Origin of the sequence: Frondihabitans sp. 762G35 (assembly GCF_002074055.1) — a bacterium.
In the GTDB taxonomy this organism is placed as follows: Bacteria; Actinomycetota; Actinomycetes; order Actinomycetales; family Microbacteriaceae; genus Frondihabitans.
Window position 1 is genome coordinate 950,653 of sequence record NZ_CP014619.1, and the last position, 23,974, is coordinate 974,626.

General features: G+C 70.5%; 25 protein-coding genes, 2 tRNA genes and 1 riboswitch. Of the genes, 17 read left to right on the top strand and 10 right to left on the bottom strand.

The features are described from left to right. Positions 1-25 precede the first annotated feature (25 nt). From AS850_RS04710 to AS850_RS04730, 5 genes are all read left to right on the top strand, one after another. Entirely contained in the window at positions 26-991 is a 966-nt protein-coding gene (locus AS850_RS04710; RefSeq protein ID WP_119868086.1) for an NAD-dependent epimerase/dehydratase family protein, read from the top strand. Positions 992-1,009: 18 nt separating this feature from the next. Continuing rightward, positions 1,010-1,118, top strand: a riboswitch (TPP riboswitch). Continuing rightward, a complete protein-coding gene (locus AS850_RS04715; RefSeq protein WP_119870124.1) occupies positions 1,112-1,744 on the top strand; it encodes an ECF transporter S component in 633 nt (210 codons plus the stop codon). It overlaps the preceding riboswitch by 7 nt. Before the next feature lies 1 nt (position 1,745). Then, positions 1,746-3,218, top strand: coding sequence for an ABC transporter ATP-binding protein (locus AS850_RS04720; RefSeq protein WP_119868087.1), 1,473 nt, complete (start codon positions 1,746-1,748; stop codon positions 3,216-3,218). Further along, on the top strand, positions 3,215-4,009 hold the full coding sequence (locus tag AS850_RS04725) for an energy-coupling factor transporter transmembrane component T family protein (RefSeq protein ID WP_119868088.1): 795 nt from the start codon (positions 3,215-3,217) through the stop codon (positions 4,007-4,009). The genes AS850_RS04720 and AS850_RS04725 overlap by 4 nt, the downstream gene beginning before the upstream one ends. Further along, complete coding sequence (locus AS850_RS04730) at positions 4,002-4,571, top strand: ATP-binding protein (protein WP_236940824.1); 570 nt, start codon at positions 4,002-4,004, stop codon at positions 4,569-4,571. The genes AS850_RS04725 and AS850_RS04730 overlap by 8 nt, the downstream gene beginning before the upstream one ends. A gap of 12 nt (positions 4,572-4,583) precedes the next feature. Here the strand turns inward: AS850_RS04730 and AS850_RS04735 are convergent, their stop codons facing one another. The 5 genes from AS850_RS04735 to AS850_RS04755 all read right to left on the bottom strand — a co-directional run bounded on the left by AS850_RS04735 (position 4,584) and on the right by AS850_RS04755 (position 7,586). Beyond that, entirely contained in the window at positions 4,584-4,934 is a 351-nt protein-coding gene (locus AS850_RS04735) for a metallopeptidase family protein (RefSeq protein ID WP_119868089.1), read from the bottom strand. A gap of 187 nt (positions 4,935-5,121) precedes the next feature. Next, a tRNA-His gene (locus AS850_RS04740) sits at positions 5,122-5,194 on the bottom strand. A 49-nt stretch (positions 5,195-5,243) separates the two neighbouring features. Next, entirely contained in the window at positions 5,244-5,861 is a 618-nt protein-coding gene (orn, locus tag AS850_RS04745) for an oligoribonuclease (protein ID WP_119868090.1), read from the bottom strand. A gap of 46 nt (positions 5,862-5,907) precedes the next feature. Further along, entirely contained in the window at positions 5,908-7,152 is a 1,245-nt protein-coding gene (locus AS850_RS04750; RefSeq protein WP_119868091.1) for an MFS transporter, read from the bottom strand. Continuing rightward, complete coding sequence (locus tag AS850_RS04755; RefSeq protein WP_119868092.1) at positions 7,149-7,586, bottom strand: MarR family winged helix-turn-helix transcriptional regulator; 438 nt, start codon at positions 7,584-7,586, stop codon at positions 7,149-7,151. The genes AS850_RS04750 and AS850_RS04755 overlap by 4 nt, the downstream gene beginning before the upstream one ends. Positions 7,587-7,695: 109 nt before the next feature. Between AS850_RS04755 and AS850_RS04760 the strand changes: the two genes are divergently transcribed. From AS850_RS04760 to AS850_RS04780, 5 genes are all read left to right on the top strand, one after another. Continuing rightward, positions 7,696-7,977: an oligoribonuclease gene (locus AS850_RS04760; RefSeq protein WP_123955448.1), complete on the top strand. Its 282-nt coding sequence runs from the start codon at positions 7,696-7,698 to the stop codon at positions 7,975-7,977. A gap of 67 nt (positions 7,978-8,044) precedes the next feature. Beyond that, positions 8,045-8,311 carry a thioredoxin domain-containing protein gene (locus AS850_RS04765; protein ID WP_119868094.1) on the top strand — a complete coding sequence of 89 codons (267 nt, stop codon included), beginning with the start codon at positions 8,045-8,047 and terminating at the stop codon, positions 8,309-8,311. Between the two features lie 84 nt (positions 8,312-8,395). Then, positions 8,396-9,667 (top strand): bifunctional glycosyltransferase family 2/GtrA family protein, encoded by a 1,272-nt coding sequence (locus tag AS850_RS04770; protein WP_119868095.1) that lies wholly within the window; start codon positions 8,396-8,398, stop codon positions 9,665-9,667. Next, positions 9,664-11,787, top strand: coding sequence for an ArnT family glycosyltransferase (locus AS850_RS04775; protein ID WP_119868096.1), 2,124 nt, complete (start codon positions 9,664-9,666; stop codon positions 11,785-11,787). Before AS850_RS04770 ends, AS850_RS04775 begins: the two co-directional genes overlap by 4 nt. 95 nt (positions 11,788-11,882) lie before the next feature. Beyond that, positions 11,883-11,955, top strand: a tRNA-Arg gene (locus AS850_RS04780). 269 nt (positions 11,956-12,224) lie between these two features. Here the strand turns inward: AS850_RS04780 and AS850_RS04785 are convergent. The 3 genes from AS850_RS04785 to AS850_RS04795 all read right to left on the bottom strand — a co-directional run bounded on the left by AS850_RS04785 (position 12,225) and on the right by AS850_RS04795 (position 14,012). Then, complete coding sequence (locus AS850_RS04785; protein WP_119868097.1) at positions 12,225-13,139, bottom strand: hypothetical protein; 915 nt, start codon at positions 13,137-13,139, stop codon at positions 12,225-12,227. A 51-nt stretch (positions 13,140-13,190) separates the two neighbouring features. Continuing rightward, entirely contained in the window at positions 13,191-13,469 is a 279-nt protein-coding gene (locus tag AS850_RS04790; RefSeq protein ID WP_236940825.1) for a hypothetical protein, read from the bottom strand. Between the two features lie 96 nt (positions 13,470-13,565). Further along, the gene (locus AS850_RS04795) at positions 13,566-14,012 is read right to left on the bottom strand and encodes an Lrp/AsnC family transcriptional regulator (protein WP_119868098.1); all 447 of its coding nucleotides are present in this window, start codon (positions 14,010-14,012) and stop codon (positions 13,566-13,568) included. 106 nt (positions 14,013-14,118) lie between these two features. Between AS850_RS04795 and AS850_RS04800 the strand changes: the two genes are divergently transcribed. From AS850_RS04800 to AS850_RS04815, 5 genes are all read left to right on the top strand, one after another. After that, positions 14,119-15,825 carry an alpha-keto acid decarboxylase family protein gene (locus AS850_RS04800; protein WP_164088388.1) on the top strand — a complete coding sequence of 569 codons (1,707 nt, stop codon included), beginning with the start codon at positions 14,119-14,121 and terminating at the stop codon, positions 15,823-15,825. Between the two features lie 471 nt (positions 15,826-16,296). Continuing rightward, complete coding sequence (locus tag AS850_RS04805) at positions 16,297-16,521, top strand: hypothetical protein (protein ID WP_123955449.1); 225 nt, start codon at positions 16,297-16,299, stop codon at positions 16,519-16,521. A 64-nt stretch (positions 16,522-16,585) separates the two neighbouring features. Then, complete coding sequence (locus AS850_RS16455; RefSeq protein WP_164088389.1) at positions 16,586-16,852, top strand: hypothetical protein; 267 nt, start codon at positions 16,586-16,588, stop codon at positions 16,850-16,852. Then, on the top strand, positions 16,846-17,781 hold the full coding sequence (locus AS850_RS04810; RefSeq protein WP_236940826.1) for an ABC transporter ATP-binding protein: 936 nt from the start codon (positions 16,846-16,848) through the stop codon (positions 17,779-17,781). The genes AS850_RS16455 and AS850_RS04810 overlap by 7 nt, the downstream gene beginning before the upstream one ends. Then, complete coding sequence (locus tag AS850_RS04815) at positions 17,778-18,512, top strand: hypothetical protein (RefSeq protein ID WP_119868102.1); 735 nt, start codon at positions 17,778-17,780, stop codon at positions 18,510-18,512. The genes AS850_RS04810 and AS850_RS04815 overlap by 4 nt, the downstream gene beginning before the upstream one ends. A gap of 181 nt (positions 18,513-18,693) precedes the next feature. Here the strand turns inward: AS850_RS04815 and AS850_RS04820 are convergent, their stop codons facing one another. After that, positions 18,694-19,719 carry an aldo/keto reductase gene (locus AS850_RS04820; protein WP_119870127.1) on the bottom strand — a complete coding sequence of 342 codons (1,026 nt, stop codon included), beginning with the start codon at positions 19,717-19,719 and terminating at the stop codon, positions 18,694-18,696. Positions 19,720-19,763: 44 nt separating this feature from the next. Continuing rightward, positions 19,764-20,786 carry a LacI family DNA-binding transcriptional regulator gene (locus AS850_RS04825; protein ID WP_119868103.1) on the bottom strand — a complete coding sequence of 341 codons (1,023 nt, stop codon included), beginning with the start codon at positions 20,784-20,786 and terminating at the stop codon, positions 19,764-19,766. 232 nt (positions 20,787-21,018) lie between these two features. Here AS850_RS04825 and AS850_RS04830 point away from each other — a divergent pair, with 232 nt between their 5' ends. Beyond that, a complete protein-coding gene (locus tag AS850_RS04830) occupies positions 21,019-23,046 on the top strand; it encodes a beta-galactosidase (protein ID WP_119870128.1) in 2,028 nt (675 codons plus the stop codon). Beyond that, positions 23,043-23,969: a carbohydrate ABC transporter permease gene (locus AS850_RS04835; protein ID WP_119868104.1), complete on the top strand. Its 927-nt coding sequence runs from the start codon at positions 23,043-23,045 to the stop codon at positions 23,967-23,969. Before AS850_RS04830 ends, AS850_RS04835 begins: the two co-directional genes overlap by 4 nt. The last annotated feature ends 5 nt before the right edge of the window (positions 23,970-23,974 follow it).

Consider the following 23,974-nt stretch of genomic DNA (forward strand, 5'->3'; position numbering starts at 1 on the left):
TCCATCCCAGCAGGGTCGTCGTCTCGTGAAGGTCGTCGTCATCGGCGCCACCGGTCACGTCGGCGGCTACCTCGTCCCGCGGCTGGTCCGCGCCGGCCACCACGTCGTGGCCGTCACGCGCGGCCCGAGCGAGCCCTATCGCTCCGACGCCGCCTGGGGCGTCGTGGAGAGGGTGTTCCTCGACCGGGAGGCCGGCGACGCCGCCGGCACGTTCGCCGGGGCGGTCGCCGCCCTCGACGCCGACGTCGTGATCGACATGGTCTGCTTCACGAGGTCCTCGGCGGAGCAGCTCGTCGACGCGCTGCGGGGGCGCGTGTCGCTCCTCGTCCACTGCGGAACGGTCTGGGTTCACGGCCCCGCCACCGAGGTGCCCATCACCGAGGAGGCGATCCGGACCCCGTTCGGCGAGTACGGCACCGGCAAGGCCGAGATCGAGGAGCTCCTGCTGCGGGAGTCCCGGTCGACGGGCGGCCTGCGCTCCGTCGTCCTCCACCCCGGCCACATCACGGGCCCCGGCTGGCCGATGATCAACCCTCAGGGCAACCTCGACCTCGAGGTGTGGCGTCGCCTGGCCTCGGGCGAGGAGGTGATCCTGCCCGGCTTCGGCCTCGAGACGTTCCACCACGTCCACGCCGACGACGTGGCGCAGGCCTTCCAGCTCGCGATCGAGCGCCAGAGCGAGGCGGTGGGCAACAGCTTCCACGTCGTCTCCGAGCGGGCGGTCACCTCGCGCGGCCTGGCCGAGGGCATCGCCCGGTGGTACGGGCAGGAGGCACGGCTCCGCTTCGTCCCGTTCGACGAGTTCGCCGCGACCCTCTCCGAGGACGACGCCGAGGTGTCCCTCGCCCACCTCTCCCGCAGCCACTCGATGTCGATCGAGAAGGCGCGCCGGCTTCTCGGGTACGCGCCGCGATTCAGCACGCTGGAGGCGGTCCAGGAGGGCCTGGCATGGCTCGCGGCCGACGGGAGGCTCGCTGGCCCGGTCGCCTGATCGGCACTATGCTCATCCGCACAACACACGGGAGTCCGGTGAGCCGGGCTGAGAGGAAGCGAACCACGCTTCGACCGTCGAACCTGATCTGGGTCATGCCAGCGCAGGGAGGAGAACATCATGGCTGTGTCCACGCCGTCCGAAATCATCCGGGAGTCGTCGTCGGCTCGTCCGCCTCGTCGCTGGCGCGTCGTCGACATCGTCGTCGCCAGCGTCCTCGGGGTCGCCGCCGGGGTCGTCTTCTGGGCCTGGGGCCTCGCCTGGACCCCGCTCAGCACCCTTCTCGCCTTCTCGCCGGGTCTCGAGGGGCTCCTCTCGGGGGGCTGGCTCTTCGCCGGGGTCCTGGGCGGGCTCGTCATCCGCAAGCCCGGTGCCGCGCTCTACACCGAGGTCGTCGCCGCCGTGGTCTCGATGCTCGTCGGCACCCAGTGGGGCTTCTCGACACTGATCTGGGGCATCCTCGAGGGCCTCGGCGCGGAGATCGTCCTGGCGCTCTTTCTCTACCGCCACTGGCGCCTCGGCGTCGCGCTCCTCGCGGGTGCGGGCGCCGGACTCGTGACGGGTCTCCTCGACACGAACTTCTCCAGCGTCGCCGCATACGCCCCCGAGTTCAAGGCGATCTACATCGTCTCGAGCGTCGTCTCCGGCGTCGTCGTCGCGGGCCTGCTCTCGTGGCTGGCCGTCCGCGGCCTCGCACGCACCGGCGCGCTCAGCCGCTTCGCCTCGGGGCGCAGCGTCCAGACCCGGGTCTGACGTGGCTCCTGCCGAGGGCGCCCGGATCCGGGCGCGCGGCTGGTCCTGGCGCCACGCGGGTCGGCTGCGACCGGCCGTCTCCGAGCTCGACCTCGACGTCGCGCCGGGGGAGCGGATCCTGCTGCTCGGAGCCTCCGGGGCCGGCAAGTCGACCCTGCTCGCAGGCCTCGCCGGCGTGCTCGGCGGCGATGACGAGGGCGACGCCACGGGGGAGCTCACGGTCGACGGGGCGCACCCGGCCGACCGGCGCGGCCGTGTCGGGCTCGTGCTGCAGGATCCCGACTCCCAGGTCGTTCTCGCGCGCGTCGGCGACGACGTGGCGTTCGGTCCGGAGAACCTCGGCGTACCGCGCGAGGAGATCTGGCGTCGCGTCGCGGAGTCCCTCGAGGCGGTCGGGCTCGAGCTGCCGCTCGACGCGTCGACCTCCGCCCTCAGCGGCGGACAGAAGCAGCGGCTCGCCCTCGCAGGGGCGCTGGCCATGCGGCCGGGGCTCCTGCTGCTCGACGAGCCGACCGCGAACCTCGACCCTCAGGGCGTCGAGGAGGTGCGCGACGCCGTCGGTCGCGTCGTCGCCTCGACGGGGGCGACCCTCGTCGTGGTCGAGCACCGCGTCTCGGTCTGGCTGCCCTTCGTCGACCGGGTCGTCGTCCTCGCCGCCGGCGGTGGCGTGCTCGCCGACGGGCCGCCGTCGAACGTGCTCGCGGCCCAGGGTGCGGCCCTCCGGGAGGCGGGGGTCTGGGTGCCCGGCGTCGAACCCCTCCGCCCGCGAAGGAGCGGCGCGTCGCCGGGCGACCTCCTGCTGAGCGCCGAGAAGCTCTCGGTCGGACGCCGGTCGGGCTCAGCCGTCGCCCGCGGCATCGACGCGCGCGTCGCGGCCGGGCGGCTCCTCGGGATCGCCGGGCCGAACGGCGCCGGCAAGTCGACCCTCGCGCTGACCCTCGCGGGGCTCCTGGCGCCCGTCGACGGCCGGCTCCTGGCGCACCCCGCGCTCGCCGGGGACGCGGGACCGACCCCGTCGCGCTGGCGCTCGCGGCAGCTCCTCACCCGCATCGGAACGGTCTTCCAGGACCCGGAGCATCAGTTCCTCGCGTCGACGGTCCGCGCGGAACTCGCCGTCGGGCCCCGCGCACTCGGCCTCGGCCCCGACGAGGAGAGCGCCCGCGTCGACGGACTCCTCGACCGGCTCCGGCTCGACCACCTCGCCGGCGCCAACCCGTTCACCCTCTCCGGGGGCGAGAAGCGGCGACTGTCGGTCGCGACGGTCCTCGCGTCGAGGCCGCGGCTCCTGGTGCTCGACGAACCCACCTTCGGGCAGGATGCCCGGACCTGGCGCGAACTCGTCGCGCTCCTCGCCGCCCTGCTCGACGAGGGCAGCGCCGTCGTCGCCGTCACGCACGACGCCGACTTCCTCGACGCGCTCGCCGACGACGTGCTCCGCATCGGGGCCGGCGACACCGCGGAGGTCCGCCCGTGACCGTCCTCGCACCCGTGACGGGCACCGGGGTCGTGTCGCGGATCAACCCCGTCGCGAAGCTGCTGGCCGCGGTCGTGCTGAGCCTGTCGCTCCTGCTCTCCATCGACTGGGTGTCGGCGGGGGTCGCGCTCGCCCTCGAAGCGGTCCTCCTGGGCTGGTCGGGTCTCACGGCCGGGCAGTTCTGGCGCCGCACCCTGCCGCTCTGGATCGCCTCGCCGGCGGCCGTCGTGGCCACGTCGCTCTACGGGCAGGATGGGGGCGCCACCCTCTGGCGCCTCGGCTTCGTCACGGTCACCGAGGGTTCCGTCGCCCTCGCCTTCGCGATCGGACTCCGCGTGCTCGCCGTGGGCATCCCCGGCATCGTCCTGTTCGCGACGACCGACCCGACCGACCTCGCGGACGGCCTCGGGCAGGTGCTCCGGCTGCCGGCCCGCTTCGTCCTCGGCGGACTGGCCGGGATCCGTCTTGTCGGGCTGTTCCTCGACGACTGGCGTCAGCTCGGCCTCGCGCGCCGAGCCCGAGGTGTGGCCGACTCGGGCGGCCCGATCGGCGCGCTCCGCCGCTTCGCGGGAATGGCGTTCGCCCTGCTCGTCCTCTCCGTGCGCCGCGGGAGCAAGCTCGCGACCGCGATGGAGGCGAAGGGGTTCGGATCGGATGCCCCGCGCACCTGGGCGCGGCCCTCGCGCTTCGGACGTCGCGAGGTGCTCCTCGTCCTCGTCGGCGTGGTCATCGCCGCCGTGTCGATCACCGTCGCCGTGGGAGCCGGGACGTGGCGGTTCGTCCTTGCCTGAGGCGTCGGCCACGGGCTCCGGCCGTGCCGCGATCATCGAGGAGCTCGCCGGGCGCGCGCAGGTCGCCGGACGACGCACGGTCGTCCTCGTCGACGGCCGATCGGGCTCGGGCAAGACCACGCTGGGCACGGCCCTCGCCGAGGCGCTCGACGCGCAGTACGTCGGGCTGGACGACGTGTACCCGGGCTGGAACGGTCTCGAGACGGCTGCAGGATGCGTGGCCCCGGGCATCCTGCGAGCCGACCGGCCGGGCTATCGGCGCTGGGACTGGGAGCGCGGCGCGCCCTCCTCGTGGCGGTCGCTCGACTCCGCGAGGGCGATCGTGGTCGAGGGGGCGGGCTCGCTCACGCCGGCCGCCGCCCCGCTCGCCACGCTCCGCGTGTGGCTCGACCTCGACGAGCCGACGCGTCGGGAGCGGGCGCTCGCGCGGGACGGCGACTCCTACGCGCCCTGGTGGGAGATCTGGGCCGCGCAGGAGGAGGCGCACCTCGCGGCGAACGACCCCCGGGCGCTGGCGGATGTCGTCGTCGACGTGTCGACGGGCCTCGTCGTCAGACGCTGACGGAGAGGCGGCTCAGGCCCAGCCGAGCTCGTGCAGCTTGTCGTCGTCGAACCCGTAGTAGTGGCCGATCTCGTGGACCAGCGTCACGTGGATCTCGTCCTTCAGCTCGTCGAGGTCGGCGCAGGCGGCCAGGTGCGGCTCGCGGTACAGGATGATGCGGTCGGGCAGCTCGCCGAAGCCGTAGGTTCCGCGGTCGGTGAGGTTGATGCCGTCGTAGAGGCCGAGGAGGTCGAGGGAGCCGTCCTCCGGGCGGTCCTCGGTGACGAAGGCGACGTTCTCGAGGCCGTCGAGCATGTCGTCGGGGAGGAGGTCGAGCTCGTCGATGACGAGGCGCTCGAACTCGTCCGCACTGATCCCATCCACGGGGACACTCTGGCATGCGCCGCTGGGCTCCGGCCCTGGAGGTGCGTGAGACTCCACGAAATACGGGTTCTCGAGAAGGTGAGTGGCGTGTCGTGGAGTCTCGGCGGGACGGGCGCGCGGCGGGCGCGCGGCCGGCGCAGGACACGCGAAAGGCCCCACCCCATCGGGGTGGGGCCTTTCGACTCCGGGTGAGTAACGGGGCTTGAACCCGCGGCCTCCTAGACCACAACCAGGCGCTCTACCAGCTGAGCTATACCCACCATGCGGCTCCGAACTGGGCGAGCAGAACGGAGCAACCAGAGAAGTCTATTACAGTCTGGAGGCCCATTTGTTCACGACGGCCTTCGAGATCTCCTGGACCTCCTCCGTCGAGGGGCCGGGCTCGCCCACGAAGCCGGCCAGACGGTAGTACTCGAGCTCCCGGATCGACTCGAGGATGTCGGCGAGGGCGCGGTGGCCGCCGTTCTTGGCGGGGGCGTTGAAGTAGACCCGGGGGAACCAGCGTCGCGCCAGCTCCTTGATCGAGGAGACGTCGATGCTCCGGTAGTGCAGGTGCTGGTCGACGCGAGGCATGTACTTCGCCAGGAAGGCTCGGTCGGTGCCGATGGTGTTGCCCGCGATGGGGGCCTGCTGGCCCTCCGGGACGTGGGCGATGATGTAGTTGAGCACCTCGTACTCGGCCTCCGCGAGTCCGACACCGTTGGGGATCTCCGTCAGGAGCCCCGAGCTGGTGTGCATCTGCGTGACGAAGTCGCCCATGTTGTCGAGCGCGGTCTGGTCGGGCTTGATGACGATGTCGAAACCCTCGTGCACGGGCTCGAGGTCGAAGTCGGTGATGACCACGGCCACCTCGACCAGTTCGTCGATGCCGAGGTCGAGCCCGGTCATCTCGCAGTCGATCCAGACCAGTCTGTCGCTTGATGCCATGCGGTGAGTCTAGCGGCGCGACCCTCGTCGCCCGGGGGCCGGTCGCCTAGGAGACCTCGCCGACCCCGATCGCCTCGGCCTCGACGCGCTCCGGCTCCGGGCCGTCGTCGACCCGGCGGAGATTCCTGCGGAACACGGTGACGACCGCGAAGCCGATCGCGACCGAGATCGCAGCGAACCAGTAGGCGGCGGAGGGGCTGAGGGCCGCGGCGATGCCGGTGGCGGCGGGCGGGGCGATGGCGCCGCCGATGAAGCGCACGGCCGAGTAGGCGGAGGAGGCGACGGCGCGCGGGAGGTCGGTCGCCTCCATCACCGATTCGGTGAGCACCGTGTTGAGCACACCGAGCACGAGCCCGCCGACGATCACGCACAGCACGAGCCCGACCTGCACGTGCACGAAGATCCCGGCGGCGACGAGGTCGAGGGCGAGCAGGGGCAGGGCGATCCGGAGCACGGTCGTCCGGCGCATCCGCGCGGTGAGGCGCGGGGCGACGAAGACGGACGTGATCGCGAGCCCGAGTCCCCAGCCGAAGAAGGTGAGCCCGATGCCGAGGGCGCCGAACCCGAGCGGGTAGGGCGTGTACGCCAGCAGGACGAAGAAGCCGATGTTGTAGAAGAGGGCGGTCGCGGCGAGGGTCGCGAGGGCCGGCCGCCCGAGCGCACGGAACGGCGCCGAGAGCCTCGTGGGCTCGGGCTTGGCGGTCTCGCCGCGCAGGAAGACCGCGATGGCGATGAAGGCCACGGCCATGAGCACGCAGACGCCGAAGAACGGCCCGCGCCAGCTCACGCTCCCGAGCAGGCCGCCGACGAGGGGCCCGATCGCGATGCCGAGGCCGAGGGCCGCCTCGTACAGGATGATCGCGGAAGCCGTGCCTCCTGCCGCCGCCCCGACGATCGTCGCGAGCGCCGTGGAGATGAAGAGGGCATTGCCGAGGCCCCAGCCGGCGCGGAACCCGATGACCTCTTCGACGGAACCCGACGTGGCCGCCAGGAGGGCGAAGAGCACGATCAGGGCCAGGCCGATCATGAGCGTCTTCTTCGGGCCGAGCCGGCTCGAGACCCAGCTCGTGAAGAACATCGCGACGCCGGTCACGAGGAGGTAGCTCGTGAAGAGGTACTCCGACTGCGTCGGCGTCGCGTGGAGCGAGGCGGCGATGGTGGGCAGGATGGGGTCGACGAGGCCGATCCCCATGAAGGCCACCACGCAGGCGAACGCGATCGCCCACACGGCGGTCGGCTGCTTCTGGATGCTGGGGCGGGGCTCCTGCCCCGTCGTCGTTCCGTGGCTCATGCGAACGCCACCTCCGTCCGGCTGCGCGCCTCGAGGAGGGAGGCGGTGCGCTCGAGGGCGCTCCAGTCGTCGGCGTCGAGGTCGTCGAAGAGCGGCCCCATGGCCGTCGCCAGGTCGCGGCGCCACTCGACGAGCGCGTTCACGCCCTTGGGGGTGATGCGGATGAGCCAGGCGCGGGAGTCGTCGACGTCGGCGATCCGGGAGACGAGCTCCTCCTCCTGCATGGAGCGGAGCAGCTTCGTCATGCCGGGCTGGCTGATGCGGCTGACGCGGGCGAGGTCGCCATTCCGCATCGGTCCGTCGGAGTGGAGGATCGAGAGGGTCCGCGCCGTCGCCGACGACATCGTGCGCCCCGTCGCCGGCGCGGCGATGCGGACGAGTCGGGTCGTCGACGAGATGAGGGATTCGAGGATTTCTGTGCGTTCTGAGGTCATCGTGAACCCAGTCTATAACCGAGTTATATAACTTGGCTATCCCGATCGGGAATCGGTCGGGTCCAGCAGTCCTGAGCACCCCCTGGGGCCCTCCTGGTAGAACTGACGCATGACAGACGAAAAGCCCACCGTGGCTGAAGGCTCCGAGTACGTCGTGTTCTTCGAGGGCGGCCCGAGCGACGGCCGAACCGACAAGCGCGTGAGCACGAACGGCAGCTACGACGACGAGATCACCGACTACGTCCTCATCGACGGCACCGAGACGGGCTTCGTCTACACGGCGACCCGCGCCCACATGATGGGCGAGCAGCTCCAGGTCCACTACTCGCTCGACGCGAAGGACAGCGACCCGGTCGAGGATCCGGAAGACCGCCGCGAGAGCACCAACTGACGACGAGGCGAGCAGCATGCAGGATGCCCGGGGGAATGCACCCCGGGCATCCTGCGTTTCCCGGGGTATGAAGCTCGAGCTCTACACGTCGGCGTTCTGCGGCGCCTGCCACGCGGCACGCGCCGTCGTCGACGAGGCGACCCGGCTCGTCCCGGGAGTCCACGCGGTCGACCTGGACGTGGCGTCGCACTCCGACCGGGCCGAGCGGCGTGACATCGTCGCAACGCCGACCGTCGTCCTCACCGACGACGACGGCGCCGAGCTCTTCCGGGCGGCCGGCGCCCCGTCGCTCCCGCAGCTCCTGACCGCGATCGCCGGGCACCTGCCCGCCTGAGCCGCGCGCGGGCGAACCGATTCTCATAGGCCACGCATAGGCCGCTCGGTCGAGCCTCATGGACGGGCACCGCATCCTCGTCCCATGCCCGAACAGACCGACACCCTCGACCTCGACATCGTCGTGCCCGTCTACAACGAACAGGCCACGCTGCGCTCGAGCATCACCGCCCTCCACGCGTTCCTCACGCGGTCGATGCGCGAGACCTGGCGCATCACGATCGCCGACAACGCCTCCACCGACGCCACCGGCGCCCTCGGGGACGCCCTCTCCGTCGAACTGCCCGGCGTCGTCGCCGTCCACCTGCCCGAGAAGGGCCGGGGCCGCGCTCTCAAGCAGGTGTGGTCCGACTCGACGGCCCGCGTGCTCGTCTACCTCGACGAGGACCTCTCGACGGACCTCTCCGCGCTGGGCCCGCTCGTCGCGCCGCTCCTCTCCGGCCACTCCGACCTGGCCATCGGCACCCGGCTCACCCGGTCGTCTCGCGTCACGCGCGGCGGCAAGCGGGAGTTCATCTCGCGCACCTACAACCTGCTGCTCCGGCAGGCGATGGGGGTGTCTTTCAGCGACGCGCAGTGCGGGTTCAAGGCCATCCGGGGGGACGTCGCCCAGCGGCTCCTGCCGCTCGTCGAGGACACCGGCTGGTTCTTCGACACCGAGCTCCTGATCCTCGCCGAGCGCTCGGGCCTCCGGATCCACGAGGTGCCGGTCGACTGGATCGACGACCCGCAGTCCTCGGTCGACATCGTCGCGACCGCGACGGCCGACCTCAGGGGCATGGTGCGGGTCGCCACCGGCATCGCCCGCGGCAGGATCCCGGTCGGCGCCCTCTACGACGAGATCGGCCGACACCCCTACGCCCCGCCGCGACCGCCGACGTTCTTCGGCCAGGTCGTCCGCTTCGGGGCCGTCGGCGTCCTGTCCACGGCGGCGTACGCGCTCATCTACCTGCTCCTCCAGCAGGTGATGACCGCCCAGGCCGCCAACTTCCTGGCGCTGCTCATCACGGCCGTCGGGAACACGGCCGCCAACCGGCGCTTCACCTTCGGTGTGCGAGGCGGCTCCGGCGTGGTCAGACACCAGGCGCAGGGCCTCATCGTCTTCGGGATCGCCTGGGTCATCACCGCGGGTTCGCTCGCCGGGATGCACCAGGTGAACCACTCGCCGGGAGTCCACCTGGAGCTCGTCGTGCTCACCGTCGCGAACCTCGTCGCGACCGTCGTCCGCTTCGTCCTCCTGCGCCTCTGGGTGTTCCGCCGTCACGCGCGGCCCGCCGCAGCAGAACCCCGGGCCGGCACCGACCGGCCCTCGTCCCCCGACACGTCCGAGATCCTCACGAAAGCGACCACCCGATGAGCACGACCACCTACCCGACGGCCCCGCCGCAGACGGCCACCGAGCAGTCGACGGGCGGATCCCGGGCGTCCGGCTTCCTCCGAAGGCTCGCCGTGGGCCGCGCCGACGCCCCGCGCTGGGAGCGACCCGCCCTCTGGGGACTCGTCGTCCTCTCCGCCTTCGTCTACATCTGGGACCTCGCCGTCTCCGGCTACGCCAACGCGTTCTACTCGGCGGCCGTCCAGGCGGGCTCGACCAACTGGGAGGCCTTCTTCTTCGGCTCCTCCGACGCGGCCAACTCCATCACCGTCGACAAGCCCCCGGCCTCGCTCTGGGTGATGGAGCTGTCCGTCCGCCTCTTCGGGCTCTCGTCCTGGAGCATCCTGCTGCCCGAGGCCCTGATGGGCGTCGCCACCGTGTTCCTCGTCTACGTGATCGTCCGACGGCACTTCTCCGCCGTCACGGCGCTCGCCGCGGGGCTCGCGATGATGCTCACGCCGGTCGCCGTGCTGATGTTCCGCTTCAACAACCCGGACGCGATGCTCCTGCTGCTGATGACGCTCTCCGTCTACCTGACCCAGCGCGGCATCGAGTCGGGCAGGATCCGCTGGGTCGTCTGGGCGGGCGTCGTCGTCGGCTTCGGGTTCCTCACGAAGCAGCTCCAGGGCTTCGTCATCCTGCCGGCGCTCGCGGGCGTCTACTTCCTGGCGTCGCCCGTGAAGGTGGGCAAGCGTCTCCTGCACCTCCTCGCCGCGTTCGGGGGCGTCGTCGTCGGTGCCGGCTGGTGGGTGGCTATAGTCACCCTCGTCCCGGCCTCCATGCGCCCCTACATCGGCGGCTCGCAGAACAACAGCTTCCTCGAACTCACCTTCGGCTACAACGGCTTCGGACGCCTCACGGGCAACGAGACCGGCAGCGTCACCGGGGGCGGAGGGACGGCGGGCGCAGGATCCTGGGGCTCCACGGGGCTCACCCGCCTGTTCTCCAGCGAGATCGGCGGCCAGATCTCGTGGTTCATCCCCGCCGCGCTGATCGTCCTCGTCGGCGCGCTCGTCGTGATCGGACGACGCCCCCGCACCGACCTCCGGCGGGCGACCCTGCTCCTCTTCGCCTCCTGGTTCGTCGTCACGGCCCTCGTCTTCAGCTTCGCCGGCGGCATCTTCCACCCGTACTACACGGTGGCGCTCGCGGCACCGTTGGCCGGGACGATCGCCATCGGCTTCTCGACGCTCTGGACCGCCCGCGCGGCGTGGTGGCCCCGCATCGTCATGGCCGTGGCCGTGCTCGCGACCGCAGGATGGGGCTGGGTCCTCCTCGACCGCTCGCCCACCTGGCTCCCGTGGCTGAAGGTCGTGGTCGCGATCGTGAGCGTCCTGGCCGCGGCCCTCCTGCTCCTGCCGCCGCTCGCGGACCGGCTGGGCCGGCGACGTGCGTCGGGTGTCGCCGCGACGACCGTGGCGCTGCTCGTGATCGGCGGGCTCGCGGCTCCGGCGGCGTACTCCGTCGAGACCGTGACGACGGCGCACACGGGGTCGATCCCGTCGGCCGGGCCGACCGTGGCCGGTGGCCGGGGCGGGTTCGGCGGCGGGGGAGCGGGCCGCGGCGGTTTCGCCCGGCCGGGTGGGACGGGTGCCGGGACGGGCACCGTGCCGGGCGGTGCGGGCTTCCCCGCCGGAGGCACGCTTCCCGGTGGCACGGCTCCCGGTGGCACTGCCGCTGGCGGCACCGGGACGACGACGGGCGGCTTCCCGGGACGCGGCGGCGCAGGAGGCGGCGGCTTCGGCGGTCTCTTCGGCGGCGGCGGCACGGTCAGCGCCTCGCTCAGGGCCCTCCTGCTCACCGACTCGAGCGACTACACGTGGGTCGCGGCGACGATCGGCTCCGACACCGCGGCGAGCTACCAGCTCGCCACACAGAAGTCGGTCATGCCGATCGGCGGCTTCAACGGCAGCGACCCGTCGCCCACGCTCGCCCAGTTCAAGGCCTACGTCGCGGCGGGCAAGATCCACTACTTCATCGGCGGATCGGTCGGCCGGTCCAACGGCGGCAGCGACACGTCGTCGCAGATCTCCGCCTGGGTCAAGGCCAACTACACGGCCAAGACCGTCGGGAGCGTCACGGTCTACGATCTGTCCGACTGACCCCGCCCGCCGACCCGGGCACCGGACGAACGACAGCGCACCACGGGAAACCGTGGTGCGCTGTCGTCGATCGGTGGCCGCTAGGGTGGAGGGGCGCCCTCGTAGCTCAGCGGATAGAGCAGGAGCCTTCTAATCTCTTGGTCGCAGGTTCGATTCCTGCCGAGGGCACCGTGTGACACCGCGCCACCGCGCGCCGCACGACGGAGCAGCTCTCGCGGTGCTTCTCATCTCTTGGTCGCAGGTTCGATTCCTGCCGAGGGCACCGTGTCACACCGCGCCACCTGCGCCACCGCGCCCCGCACGACGGAGCAGGCCTCGCGGTGCTTCTCATCTCTTGGTCGCAAGTTCGATTCCTGCCGAGGGCATCCCCGCCAGAACCCTCGCCTCACCCGCGCACGCGGCGACGGGGCGAAGCACGCGACCGGGCGCAGCGGAGGCTAGTCGCGGTCGGCGGCCTCGGGCGTCGTACGACGACGCACCTGGTGGGCGCTCACGGGGGAGCTGAACGCGGGCTCCCGGTCGCCCTCGTCGAGCGACTCCGCGTCGGCGGGGCTCATCGGGGCGACGGCGGCCGGAGGCTGGACGACCGGCGTCGACACCATCCCGGTCGCGCGGCGCACGGGCGCCTCGGCGGAGGCCGCAGGAGTCTCGGGCTCGGCGGCGACCGCTTCTCCCGTTTCGCGGCTGGTCGGCTCCGGCTCGACGTCGGCAGCTGCGGGCTCGACAGGCGCCGACACGACGGGCGCCGACACGACCGGCGCCGGTGCGATGGGCGCCGCGGCGACCCCGACCGGCTCCACCGTCGACGGGGCCTCGGCAACCGGGGTCGACGAACCCGATCGCGCAGCGGCCGCGTCGTCCTCCGCCTTCCAGCGCTCGAGGTCGACCCGGAACAGCTTGCGCGCCCGCGACGGCTTGGCCTGCCACTCGACGAGGCGGTCGCGCAGGTCGGCGAAGGTCTGCTCGGCCTGGAACGTGAAGGTGGCGGAGTTCGCCTTGATGGCTTCGATCTCGTGGTCGGCCCACGACGCGGCGAGGCCGGCGCCCGAGAGGGGGAGGAGGCGGAGCCGTACGCTGGCCTCCTCGCCGAGACGCTGCGAGAAGGAGCGCCCCTCGGCTCCGAGGGTCGCCCACTCCGTGGCCGTGCGAGCGGACGTGATGATGCCGGCGACCGCGGCGCTCTTGGCCTCGCGCTCGTGGAGGTCGAGGACGCGGCGCCCCGTGCTGCGGGCGATGAGGGCGGCCACGACGCCGGCGACCACGATGGCCACGAAGGGCAGGATCGCCTCCGTGACGATGCGGCTTCCGGTGTCGGACGTCAGCCAGGAGACGAAACTGTTCCACCAAGTCATGGGCCGCACCTTAGCCGCGGTCGTCCCCCAAGGCGGGGTACGACACCCGGATCAGGCGAAGCGGAAGCAGTCGGTGGCGTCGGCGCTGCTCCAGAACTCGCCGATCTCGACGAAGCGGCGCTGCCGGGCGAGGAAGCGCTTGGCGCGGAAGCGCTCGCCCTGCGGATCGACGAAGCGCTCGACGTAGCCGAGCACCTCGCCGGACGGGCGGGTGACCCGGGCGAGGTCGTCTCGGACCTGGACGAGCCGGATGCCTCCGCGCGTCGAATCGAGCGGGGTGGCGGTCGCGTACGAGCCGGGCGTCGTGGCGGTGAAGGTGATGTTCGTCATGGCTTGCTCCTCGTGGTGTCGTCCGGCCGATCGGTGATGGGTCGAACATACGTGCGACCACCGACATCCGGGACGCGTTCCGGGGGAGCGGTGCCGTCAGAGGAGCTGGGCGATCCGGTACTCGATCGGCTCCTCCAGCACGACCGAGGTCGAGGTCCGCTGGATCCCCGGCACCGAGAGGATCGCCTGGCTGATCGCGTGAAGGTGCTGGGTGTCGCGCGCGACGACGTGGCAGAGCAGGTCGTCCGAACCCGTCACGGCGAGGCACTCCACCACCTGCGGGATCTCGCCGAGACCTCTCATGGTGCGGTCCCTCTCGGACTGCAGGATGGTGGCGGTCACCACCGCCCGGAGCGGCAGTCCCAGTTCCGAAGGGCGCACCCGAGTGGAGTGCGCGCGCAGCGATCGGTCGGCGGACAGTCGCTCCAGGCGGTGCTGCACGGTCCCGCGGGCCAGGCCGAGCAGGTCGGCGAGCAGGGCGACAGGGGTCCGCGGGTTCCTCTCGAGGGCGAGGAGGAGACGGCGGTCGGTGGAGTCGAGCATGGCGGAATGTCCATTCGTCGTGCATCCTGCGGTCGAATATCGAGCATATCGATCAGTTCGCGGCCCCGGAATTGATCGATTCGAATTCGTCTGGTGGAGTCGAACCATGACGAGCGCATCCCGACGGACCCTCCCCGACATCGTGACGGTGGGCCAGTACCTCGCCCATCGCCTGCTGGAGGTCGGTGGTCCGCACGTCTTCGGCCTCCCGGGCGACTTCAATCTGACTCTCCTCGACGAGATGCTCACGGTCGAGGGCGTCGAATGGGTCGGCAACACGAACGAGCTCAACGCCGCGTACGCCGCCGACGCCTACGCCCGCACCTCGCGGGGCGTCGCGGCCCTCGTCACGACCTACGGCGTCGGGGAGCTCTCGGCCATCAACGGCATCGCGGGGAGTTTCGCGGAGGACGTCCCGGTCGTGCAGATCACCGGCATGCCGACCTCGGCGGCCCGCACCGCCGGCGCGCTCTCGCACCACACCCTCGTCGACGGCGACTACGACCATTTCGTCCGGGCCTACCGCGAGGTCACCGTGGCGAGCGCCGTCCTCCGCCCGGCCGACGCCTCCCGCGACATCGACCGGGTGCTCCGCGCGGCGCTCGACGAGTCGAAGCCGGTCTACCTCGGCATCCCGATGGACGTCGCCGCCGCGCCCGTGTCGTCGGCGCCGCTGCGGCATCCGCTCCGTCCCTCGCCGAGCGACGCCGTCGCGCTCGCCGACTTCGCGACCGCGCTGACCGACGTGCTGGCCGGGCAGGAGCGGGTCACCGTCCTGGCAGGGCCGCGGATCCACCGCCGTCGGGCCGAACACCTGCTGGAGCGCATCGCGGACCACCCGGGCGTGCGGGTCGCCACCCAGGCGAGCGCCAAGTCGATGCTGCCGGAGACGCACCCGGCGAGCCTCGGCATCTACCTGGGGCAGATGACCCCGTCCGAGACGACGCGTCGCGCCATCGACGAGGCCCCCGTCGTGATCCTGGCGGGGACCGTCCTGAGTGACGTGCTGACGGGCTTCTACAGCCAGGGCTTCGATCTCCACGCGGGCGTCGAGCTGGGCATCCTGCAGGCCCGTGTCGGCCAGGTGACGTTCCACGACGTGCGCCTGGAGGACAGCCTGCGCATCGTCGACGAGGTCGTCTCGGGGCTCGACCTGGGCCCGGTGCCCGTGACGGAGGAGACCTGGCCGTTCCGGGCGCCGCTGCCCGCGCGGGTCGCAGGATCGGCGCTGACGCAGCGCGAGCTCTGGACCACCGTGCAGGAGTGGCTCCCCGTCGACACGATCGCGATCGCCGACGCCGGGACCGCCATGTACGGCGCCCTCGAGCTGCAGATGCCGCGCGGCACCGACCTCCTCGCCTCGCCGATCTGGTCGTCGATCGGCTACACCCTCCCCGCGACGCTGGGGACGAGCCTGGCGTCGGAGCGGCGGAGCGTCCTCTTCATCGGCGACGGGGCCGCGCAGTTGACGGCGCAGGAGCTGGCCACGATCCTCCACCGCGGTCTCGCGCCGATAGTCGTGCTCATCAACAACGACGGCTACACCATCGAGCGGGTGATCCAGAGTCCCGCGGCGGTCTACCAGGGGATCACGCGCTGGAACTGGTCGGCGCTGCCTGCCGCCCTGGCGCCCGGTGTGCCGGTGCTCACGTCGCAGGTGACGACGGTCGAGGAGCTCCGCGCAGCCCTCGAGGCGGCGTCCGCGGCGACCGACCGGCTCGTGCTCATCGAGGCGCACCTCGACCCGAACGACGCGCCGCCCCTCCTGGCCGCGCTGGGGCGGCTCGCCGGAGGGGCGGCGGAGTCCGAGTAAAGGCGGTCGCTCCCGACCGGGCTTTTTCGCGATGGATCCGGACGAGATCATCGTTCGAGGCGGCACAGCGCTGAGGTGCCTGAGGCCTCGGCCCAGGCCGTTTGACACGGCCCGGATTTGCCCCTAATTTATGTCCCAACGAAGAAATATCTCATTTGGTCGACTGGATCGAACCCTGCTCTGTGATCGCTGAAGACGTCTTTCATTGACTTTCTTCGTCGCTCGACCCTCCCAGTTCGAAGAAGTGGAATGGATGCCATGAACACTGAGACATCTCGTTGGACCGTGTGGCACAAGTCGATTGCGGTGGCCGTCTTGCTCTCGCCGGGGATTCTCGGGGTCGCTTCGGCTTCTCCCGCTTCCGCTTCAACCGCTTCGCCCCTCTCGACGTCGCAGCATTCATCGGCAGCACGCGCATCCGTCTCTTTCGTCGGTGCCGACATCTCCGCCGGCACTGATTCGACCCCGGCAATGCCTCAGCCGGCACCCACGATGCCGAAGGCCGAGACGCGAAGCTGGATCAGCATCGTCGTCAACGCGATCAAGGGCATCCCCTCGCTCCTGAAGACGGTCGTCGCCGGTGCGAAGAACGCTGCCGCCTGGTTCACCAAGAACGTCTGGCCCACGGTCAAGAACGTCGTCGGAGCCGCTACGGCTTTCGTCACGGCGTGGGACATCTGGAACATCTTCCACTGATGTCGTCCGGGGTGGCCAGGGACTCCCGGTCACCCCTTCACACCACCCCGCCACGAAGGACAGCATGTTCTCCACCCCCGACCTCCTCGTCGTCGCGAAGCGTCTCCCCGCCCTGGGGTGGCTGTTCGTCTTGGCCCTGACACTCGGGCTGTGCTCGATCGTGCTGACGGCACTGGACCAGCCCCACTCGCTCATTCCACTCGCTGCAGGAATCATCATCACGTGCTCCAGCCGCGGCCCCTTCGCGGAGAAATGGGCCCCCATCTGCTTTCTGACCCTCGTCCCGGTGATCATCACCGTTGCCTTGCTCCTGATAGTCAGGAAGTGGTGATCCCGGGCGAAAGTGGAATCGAAGTGTCGAACCTGACGAAGACCTACAAGTCCAAAACAGTGGTCGACGACGTCTCTTTCGCGGCTGAGCGCGGGCAGATCACCGCGCTGCTCGGCCCGAACGGTTCCGGTAAGTCGACGACGATGCGGATGATGCTCGACCTCGCGCCTCCCACATCAGGGCGCGCCACGTTCTGCGGCACCCCCTACAGGGATCTGCCCCATCCTGGAACGCATGTCGGCGTATCCCTCGACGCTTCGGCCCAACATGAAGGTCGCTCCGTCTGGGAGACCGCCCGGCTCGCAGGACTCATGCTTCGCGTTCCACGCACCACGGTCCGCGACCACCTCGAGGCGGTGGGCCTCAGCACGGTTCACCGTCGCAGAGTCGGCGCGCTGTCGTTGGGGATGCGGCAACGCCTCGGCCTCGCCCTTGCACTTCTCGGATCACCCGCGTGCCTTGTCCTCGACGAACCCGGCAACGGGCTCGACCCGGAAGGGATGCGATGGCTCTCCGACCACCTCCTCTCCTTCGCTCGAGACGGGGGCGCCGTGATCCTCTCCAGCCACCACCTGCGCGAGATCGAAGTGATAGCCGACCACGCCGTCATCCTCGACCGCGGCCGAGTCTCCTACGACGGCCCCTCCCGACTCTCCGGCACGACCACGCACGTCGACTCGCTCGACAATGTCCGCTTGGCCAGCGCCCTCGAACGCAGAGGCATCACCACTCACCAGGCCGCGAACGGCCTGAACATCGACGCCGAGGCGGAAGTCGTCGGAGCCGTCGCTCTCACCGAGCAGATCGTCGTGACCCACCTCAGCTCCGTATCGACGCGGCTGGAGAGCTTCTTCCTCGAAACGACCTCCGGCGAGTTCTCCGGTACCGCAGCGCGATCAGATGCGTCGCCGGAAGAACGTCTCCGATGAGTTTCTGGTTCACCCTGGTCCTGGTCGAGATCCGCAAAGCGACCGACACTCGCGCCGCTCGCTGGCTCCTGGTGTGCATCGCTGGGCTGTCCGTCGGGGCGGCGCTTCTGAGTCAAAGTCTCTATTCGACTTTCGGCGAATTCGTTGCCGGTCCTGGACTGCCGTTGACAGCTCTTCTTCCGATCGTCTCGGTGCTTGCCATGGCCGGCGACTGGACCCAGCGCACCGCCATGACCACTTTCGCTCTCGTTCCCCGACGTCTCCTGATCCTGTCAGCACGGCTCGTCGCCGCAGTTCTCACCGTCCTGGGCATCACCGCCGTCGTCACCTCCGTGACCGGTATCGCATTCGCGATCCTCCACCCGGCCGAGATGGCCGACACTTCTGCACGACAGGTCGTAAGGGCCCTCGGCCCCGTCTTCGCTCTCGCGCTGTCAGCTGCCCTGACGGGAATCGCAATGGGCTCTCTGCTTCTGAACACGCCTCTGGCGATCGCGGTCACGCTCCTTGTTCCGTTCGGCTACGAGATCGCCATCACTGTGGCGTTCCCTCACGTCGGCCCCTGGATCTCCAGCCTCGCCTTCTCCTCCTGGTTGTCCGACCCGCACCTCACCTGGCAAGGATCAGGAGAGGCCCGCGGCCTCGGTCAAGCACTCACGTCCTTCGGGCTCTGGGTCATAGCCCCCATCGCTCTCGGCTGGTGGCGTCAGCTCCGCAAAGAAGTCCACTAGGCCCGGCGCGTCCGACCGGAACGATCTCGTGACCCGGATTCGTCGACTCCGCTGTCGCATCCTGCGTCGCCTGTGAGGCCGGGCAGGACCCTGACACGAACGGCCGGATAACGCACAACGACCACCGCGATCCTCCGCGAGGCGAGGTGTCGGTCTCCGAAAGAGATGAAGGCGGGCTGGGTCAGCGACCGGAACCGGTCCCGTCGACGGCGAGCGGCTCGATGGCCGCCAGCTCGTCGGAGCTGAGGGCGTCGCCGTGCAGCGCGTCGAGGCTGTCGTCGAGCTGCGCGACACTGGACGCGCCGATGAGCGCGGACGTCACGGCCTTCTGCCGAAGCACCCAGAGGAGCGCGAGCTGCGCGAGCGACTGACCGCGGGCCGCGGCGATGTCGTTCAGGGCGCGGGCACGGGTGAGGTAGGTCTCGTCGAGGTTGCCCTCCGTCATCCAGCGGCCCTCCGCGGCGCGCGATCCGGCCGGCGCGTGGCCGTCGAGGTAGCGACCCGTGAGGAGGCCGCCGGCGAGCGGCGAGAAGACGATCGCACCGATCCCGCGGGTCTCCAGCGTGTCGAACAGGCCCTGCTCGGGGCGCCGGTCGAACAGGTTGTAGCGCGGCTGATGGATCAGCAGCGGAACACCCTCGGCGGCGAGCGCCTCGATGGCGGCCTCGGTCTCGGCCGGGCCGTAGTTCGAGATGCCGGCGTAGAGGGCCTTGCCCTGGCGCACGGCCGTCGCGAGGGCGCCCATCGTCTCCTCGATCGGGGTCTCCGGGTCCGGCCGGTGCGAGTAGAAGACGTCGACGTAGTCGAGCCCGAGGCGCGCGAGGCTGTCGTCGAGCGACGACAGGAGGTACTTCCTGGAGCCGCCGTCGCCGTACGGACCGGGCCACATGTCGTAGCCGGCCTTCGACGAGATCACGAGCTCGTTGCGGTACGGGCGGAGGTTCTCGTGGAAGATCCGACCGAACTGCCGCTCGGCGGAGCCGTAGGGCGGACCGTAGTTGTTCGCGAGGTCGAAGTGGGTGACGCCTCGGTCGAAGGCGCGGAGCACGATGTCGCGCTGCGTCTCGAGGGCGCGGTCGGTCCCGAAGTTGTTCCAGAAGCCGAGCGAGATGCGGGGGAGGCGGAGGCCGCTCCGGCCCACCCGGTCGTAGGGGAGCTTCGAGTAGCGGTCGTCGTCGGCCACGTAGGGCGAGAAGGGGGAGTTCACGTTCACGACCCTAGTGGCGCCTGGGCCGCATCGTCGGCGCCCGATCAGGCGGAGTCGCGCCAGACGATCTCGGTCGAGAGCAGGATGCCCGGCTCCGTGGCCGCGACCCCCGCGAGCTGGCTCAGCACCTGTTCGGCCGCACGGCGACCGAGGGTCTCCGCCGGCTGCCGCACCGTCGACAGCGGGGGCACGCAGCGGAGAGCCCACGAGCTGTCGTCGAATCCGACGATGCCGATGTCCTCCGGGATGCGGATGCCGCGACGGTGCAGGACGTCCATCGCCCCGGCGGCGACCGCGTCGGACGCCGCGAAGACGCCGTCGACGTCGGGCGCCCGCTCGAGGAGCTCCGTCATGCCCTCGACGCCCGCGCCGTAGCTGTAGAAGGGGTGGCGGACGACCAGGTCTCCGTCGAACCGGTCGCCGAGGGCCGCGCGGAAGCCCGCGAGGCGGTCCTGGCCGGAGTCGCGGTCGAGGCCGGTCGCGAGCATCCCGATCCGGCGGCGGCCCGTCTCGACGAGCCGGGTGACGATGCTCTCGGCGGCGGCGCGGTTGTCGATGCCGATGTAGGGGATGTCGGGGGCGTCGGGCGGGTGGCCGACGAAGGAGGCGGGGAGGCGGAGTTCGGCGATCGCCTCGGAGATGGAGTCGCCGGTCCTGGCCGAGAGGATGATCGCACCGTCGACGAAGCCCCCGCGGAGGTACTCGACGACCCGGTCGCTGTCGCGCTGCGAGTCGACGATGAGCGTGACCATCTGGTGGTCGGCTTCGCTGAGGACGGCGTTCGTGCCGATAAGGATGTTCCCGATGTTGGGGTCGTCGAGGACGAGCGAGTGCGGCTCGTGCACGATGAGGGCGACCGCGCGGGACTTCTGCGTCACGAGGTTGCGCGCCGCCGAGTTGCGCACGTAGCCGACCTTGGCGACGGCCGCCTCGACCGCCCGCCTGGCGCCCTCGGACACATACGGCTCGTTGTTCAGGACGCGCGACACGGTTCCGCGCGAGATGCCCGCCTCGGCGGCGACGTCGTGGATCGTCGCCCGGCGTCGAAGGGAGCGCTCACGGGGCATGTCGTCACTGTAGCCGAGGCGCCGGGGCCCGGGAACATGCCGATCGGAAGAGGGCTTTGACAAATCGACGAAAGTGGTATTGACTCTGGGAACGTTCCCAGGAAATCGCATCGGGTCAAGTTCCGATGCGATCTGTGAACGATCACAGACAGATGTTGTGAACCTTCACAGTCGAAGGGCCGTCCGGCCGCTCGGAGTGGGGGAGTCACCCGCCAGCGAAGCCGAGGACACCGTGCTACTCCAGACCCAGCCGAAAGAGACCGCCCTCGGTCTCGGCCTCGACGGCCTCCTCTTCGGCTGCGACTACAACCCGGAGCAGTGGTCTCCCGAGACCTGGCGCGAGGACGTCGCGCTGATGCGCCAGGCCGGCGTCAACCTCGTCGCCATCAACGTCTTCGGCTGGTCGCACGTCGAGCCCCGCCCGGGCGAGTTCGACTTCTCGGGGCTCGACGAGGTCGTCGACCTGCTCCACGCCAACGGCATCGGGGTCAATCTCGGCACCGGCACCTCGTCCCCGCCGCCGTGGCTCACGACCCTCCACCCCGAGGTGCTCCCGGTCACGGCCGACGGCACGACCCGCTGGCCCGGCGGACGCCAGGCGTACTGCCCGAGCTCGCCGGTCTTCCGGGAGCGGGCCCTCGCGCTCGTCCGCGCGACCGCGGAACGCTACGGCGCGCATCCTGCGGTCCGCCTCTGGCACGTCTCGAACGAGCTCGGCTGCCACAACGCGCTCTGCTACTGCGACGTCTCGGCCGCGTCGTTCCGACGGTGGCTGGAGAACCGCTACGGCACGATCGAGGCGCTCAACGAGGCGTGGGGCACGGCGTTCTGGAGCCAGCGCTACTCCGCGTGGGCCGAGATCCTGCCGCCTCGCGCGACGCTGTCGTTCATCAACCCGACGCAGACCATCGACTTCCACCGCTTCTCCTCCGACGAGATCCTCGACCACTACCGGGCCGAGGCGGCGACGATCCGCGAGACGAGCGCGATCCCCGTCACGACGAACTTCATGGTGACCGCGCACATCAAGAACCAGGACTACTGGACCTGGGCCGCCGACATGGACGTCATCGCGAACGACCACTACCTCGACCACCGGCTCGAACGCCCCCACGTCGAGCTCGCCTTCGCGGCGGACGCGACCCGCGGCCTCGCGGGCGGTGCGCCGTGGCTGCTGATGGAGCACTCCACGAGCGCCGTCAACTGGCAGCCCCGCAACATCGCCAAGGCACCCGGCGAGATGCTGCGGAACACCATGTCGCACGTCGCCCGCGGGGCGGACGGCACGTGCTTCTTTCAATGGCGCGCGTCGCTCAAGGGCACCGAGAAGTTCCACTCCGCTCTCCTGCCGCACGCCGGCACCCGCTCGAAGGTCTGGAAGGAGGTCGTCGAGCTCGGCGCCCTCGCGGGCCGGCTCGGCGAACTCCGCGGTTCCACCATCGACGCCACGGTCGCCCTCGTCTTCAGCTGGGAGTCGTGGTGGGCCGGCGACCTCGAGGCGCACCCGACCACCGACTTCTCCTACATCGCCCAGGTCCACGCGGCCTACGAGGCCCTCTGGGACCTCGGCGTCACCGTCGACGTGGTCGCGCCCGGCGCTCCCCTCGACGGCTACTCTCTCGTCGTCGTCCCGAGCCTCTACCTCGTCTCCGACAGCGACGCGAAGGTGGTCACGGACTTCGTCGACGCGGGCGGCCACGCCGTCGTCACCTTCTTCAGCGGCATCGTCGACGAGACCGACGGCGTCCGCCCCGGCGGCTATCCGGGCGCCTTCCGCAGGATGCTCGGGGTCACCGTGGACGAGTTCGCCCCGCTCGCCGTCGGCTCGTCGGTCGCCCTGTCCGACGGCAGCCGCGGCACGCTCTGGTCCGAGCCAGTCGAGCTGGTCGGCGCCGAGGCCGTGGTGAGCTACGCGTCCGGCCCGCTCGCGGGTCGACCGGCCGTCACTCGGGCGACGGCGGGAGCCGGGACCGCCTGGTACCTGTCGACCGTCCTCGAGCCCGACTCGCTCATCGCCCTGCTCACCCGCGTCGCCGACGAGGCCGGCGTGCTCCCCGTGGCCGCGCCCGGGACCGGCGTCGAGGTCGTGCGACGCCGCGACTCGCAGAACGAGTGGGTGTTCCTGCTCAACCACACCGACGAGACCGTCCACCACGACGTCTCGGGCTTCGACCTCGTCACGGAGCAGCCCGTCTCGGGCCGCGTCGCCCTCGCCCCCGGGGGCACCCAGATCATCCGCCAGGACAGGAAGGCATCATGACCTCGACCACCGTTCGCGCGCGTCGGCCCAAGCCGGCCGTCGACGCCAAGCCCAAGGGCGGCTTCCGCTACCGGCGGGCGATCGCCATCTTCATCGTCCCGTTCGCCGTCCTGTTCCTGGCGTTCTACCTGGTCCCGATCCTCTACGCGGTCTACCAGTCGCTCCTCAAGGTGCAGCGCGTGGGCACCTTCGGCGCCCCGACGCAGGTCTTCGGCGGGCTGAGCCAGTACGTCCTCGTCTTCCAGGACAACGAGTTCTGGTCGTCGGTGCTGCGCGTCCTCCTCTTCGGCGTCGTCCAGGTGCCGGTGATGCTGGGCCTCGCGCTGCTCTTCGCCCTGCTGCTCGACTCGCCGCTCCTGCGGGGCAAGCGCTTCTTCCGGCTCGCGTTCTTCGCGCCCTACGCCGTGCCGGGCGTCATCGCCGCGATCATGTGGGGCTACCTCTACTCGCCGAGCCTCTCGCCCTTCCAGTTCGTCACGTCGAACGTCGACCTCCTCGGCGGAGGCACGATCCTCTGGGCCATCGCCAACGTCGTCACCTGGGTCTACGTCGGCTACAACATGCTGATCATCTACTCGTCGCTCCTGGCGATCCCCACGGAGATCTACGAGGCCGCGAAGCTCGACGGGGCGTCGCAGTTCCGCATCGCGGTCGCCATCAAGATCCCGCTCGTCGTGCCGGCGATCATCCTGACCGCGGTGTTCTCGGTGATCGGGACCCTGCAGCTCCTGACCGAGCCCATCGTCTTCCGCCAGTTCACGTCGTCGATCACGTCGACCTTCACGCCGAACATGCTCGTGTACTCGACCTCCTCGGTGCCGAACTTCAACCTGGCAGCCGCCTTCTCGGTCGTCCTCGCGGTGGCCACCTTCATCCTCTCGATCGGATTCCTCCGACTGACCCAGCGGAAGGCCTCCCAGTGACCGTC

Excerpts from the sequence above, each read along its gene's own strand:
- AS850_RS04715 (WP_119870124.1), top strand. The coding sequence starts at position 1,112 with ATGGCTGTGTCCACGCCGTCCGAAATCATCCGGGAGTCGTCGTCGGCT.
- orn (WP_119868090.1), bottom strand. The coding sequence starts at position 5,861 with ATGGCATCAAGCGACAGACTGGTCTGGATCGACTGCGAGATGACCGGG.
- AS850_RS04750 (WP_119868091.1), bottom strand. The coding sequence starts at position 7,152 with ATGAGCCACGGAACGACGACGGGGCAGGAGCCCCGCCCCAGCATCCAG.
- AS850_RS04755 (WP_119868092.1), bottom strand. The coding sequence starts at position 7,586 with ATGACCTCAGAACGCACAGAAATCCTCGAATCCCTCATCTCGTCGACG.
- AS850_RS04760 (WP_123955448.1), top strand. The coding sequence starts at position 7,696 with ATGACAGACGAAAAGCCCACCGTGGCTGAAGGCTCCGAGTACGTCGTG.
- AS850_RS04765 (WP_119868094.1), top strand. The coding sequence starts at position 8,045 with ATGAAGCTCGAGCTCTACACGTCGGCGTTCTGCGGCGCCTGCCACGCG.
- AS850_RS04770 (WP_119868095.1), top strand. The coding sequence starts at position 8,396 with ATGCCCGAACAGACCGACACCCTCGACCTCGACATCGTCGTGCCCGTC.
- AS850_RS04775 (WP_119868096.1), top strand. The coding sequence starts at position 9,664 with ATGAGCACGACCACCTACCCGACGGCCCCGCCGCAGACGGCCACCGAG.
- AS850_RS04785 (WP_119868097.1), bottom strand. The coding sequence starts at position 13,139 with ATGACTTGGTGGAACAGTTTCGTCTCCTGGCTGACGTCCGACACCGGA.
- AS850_RS04790 (WP_236940825.1), bottom strand. The coding sequence starts at position 13,469 with ATGACGAACATCACCTTCACCGCCACGACGCCCGGCTCGTACGCGACC.
- AS850_RS04795 (WP_119868098.1), bottom strand. The coding sequence starts at position 14,012 with ATGCTCGACTCCACCGACCGCCGTCTCCTCCTCGCCCTCGAGAGGAAC.
- AS850_RS04800 (WP_164088388.1), top strand. The coding sequence starts at position 14,119 with ATGACGAGCGCATCCCGACGGACCCTCCCCGACATCGTGACGGTGGGC.
- AS850_RS04805 (WP_123955449.1), top strand. The coding sequence starts at position 16,297 with ATGCCTCAGCCGGCACCCACGATGCCGAAGGCCGAGACGCGAAGCTGG.
- AS850_RS16455 (WP_164088389.1), top strand. The coding sequence starts at position 16,586 with ATGTTCTCCACCCCCGACCTCCTCGTCGTCGCGAAGCGTCTCCCCGCC.
- AS850_RS04815 (WP_119868102.1), top strand. The coding sequence starts at position 17,778 with ATGAGTTTCTGGTTCACCCTGGTCCTGGTCGAGATCCGCAAAGCGACC.
- AS850_RS04825 (WP_119868103.1), bottom strand. The coding sequence starts at position 20,786 with ATGCCCCGTGAGCGCTCCCTTCGACGCCGGGCGACGATCCACGACGTC.
- AS850_RS04835 (WP_119868104.1), top strand. The coding sequence starts at position 23,043 with ATGACCTCGACCACCGTTCGCGCGCGTCGGCCCAAGCCGGCCGTCGAC.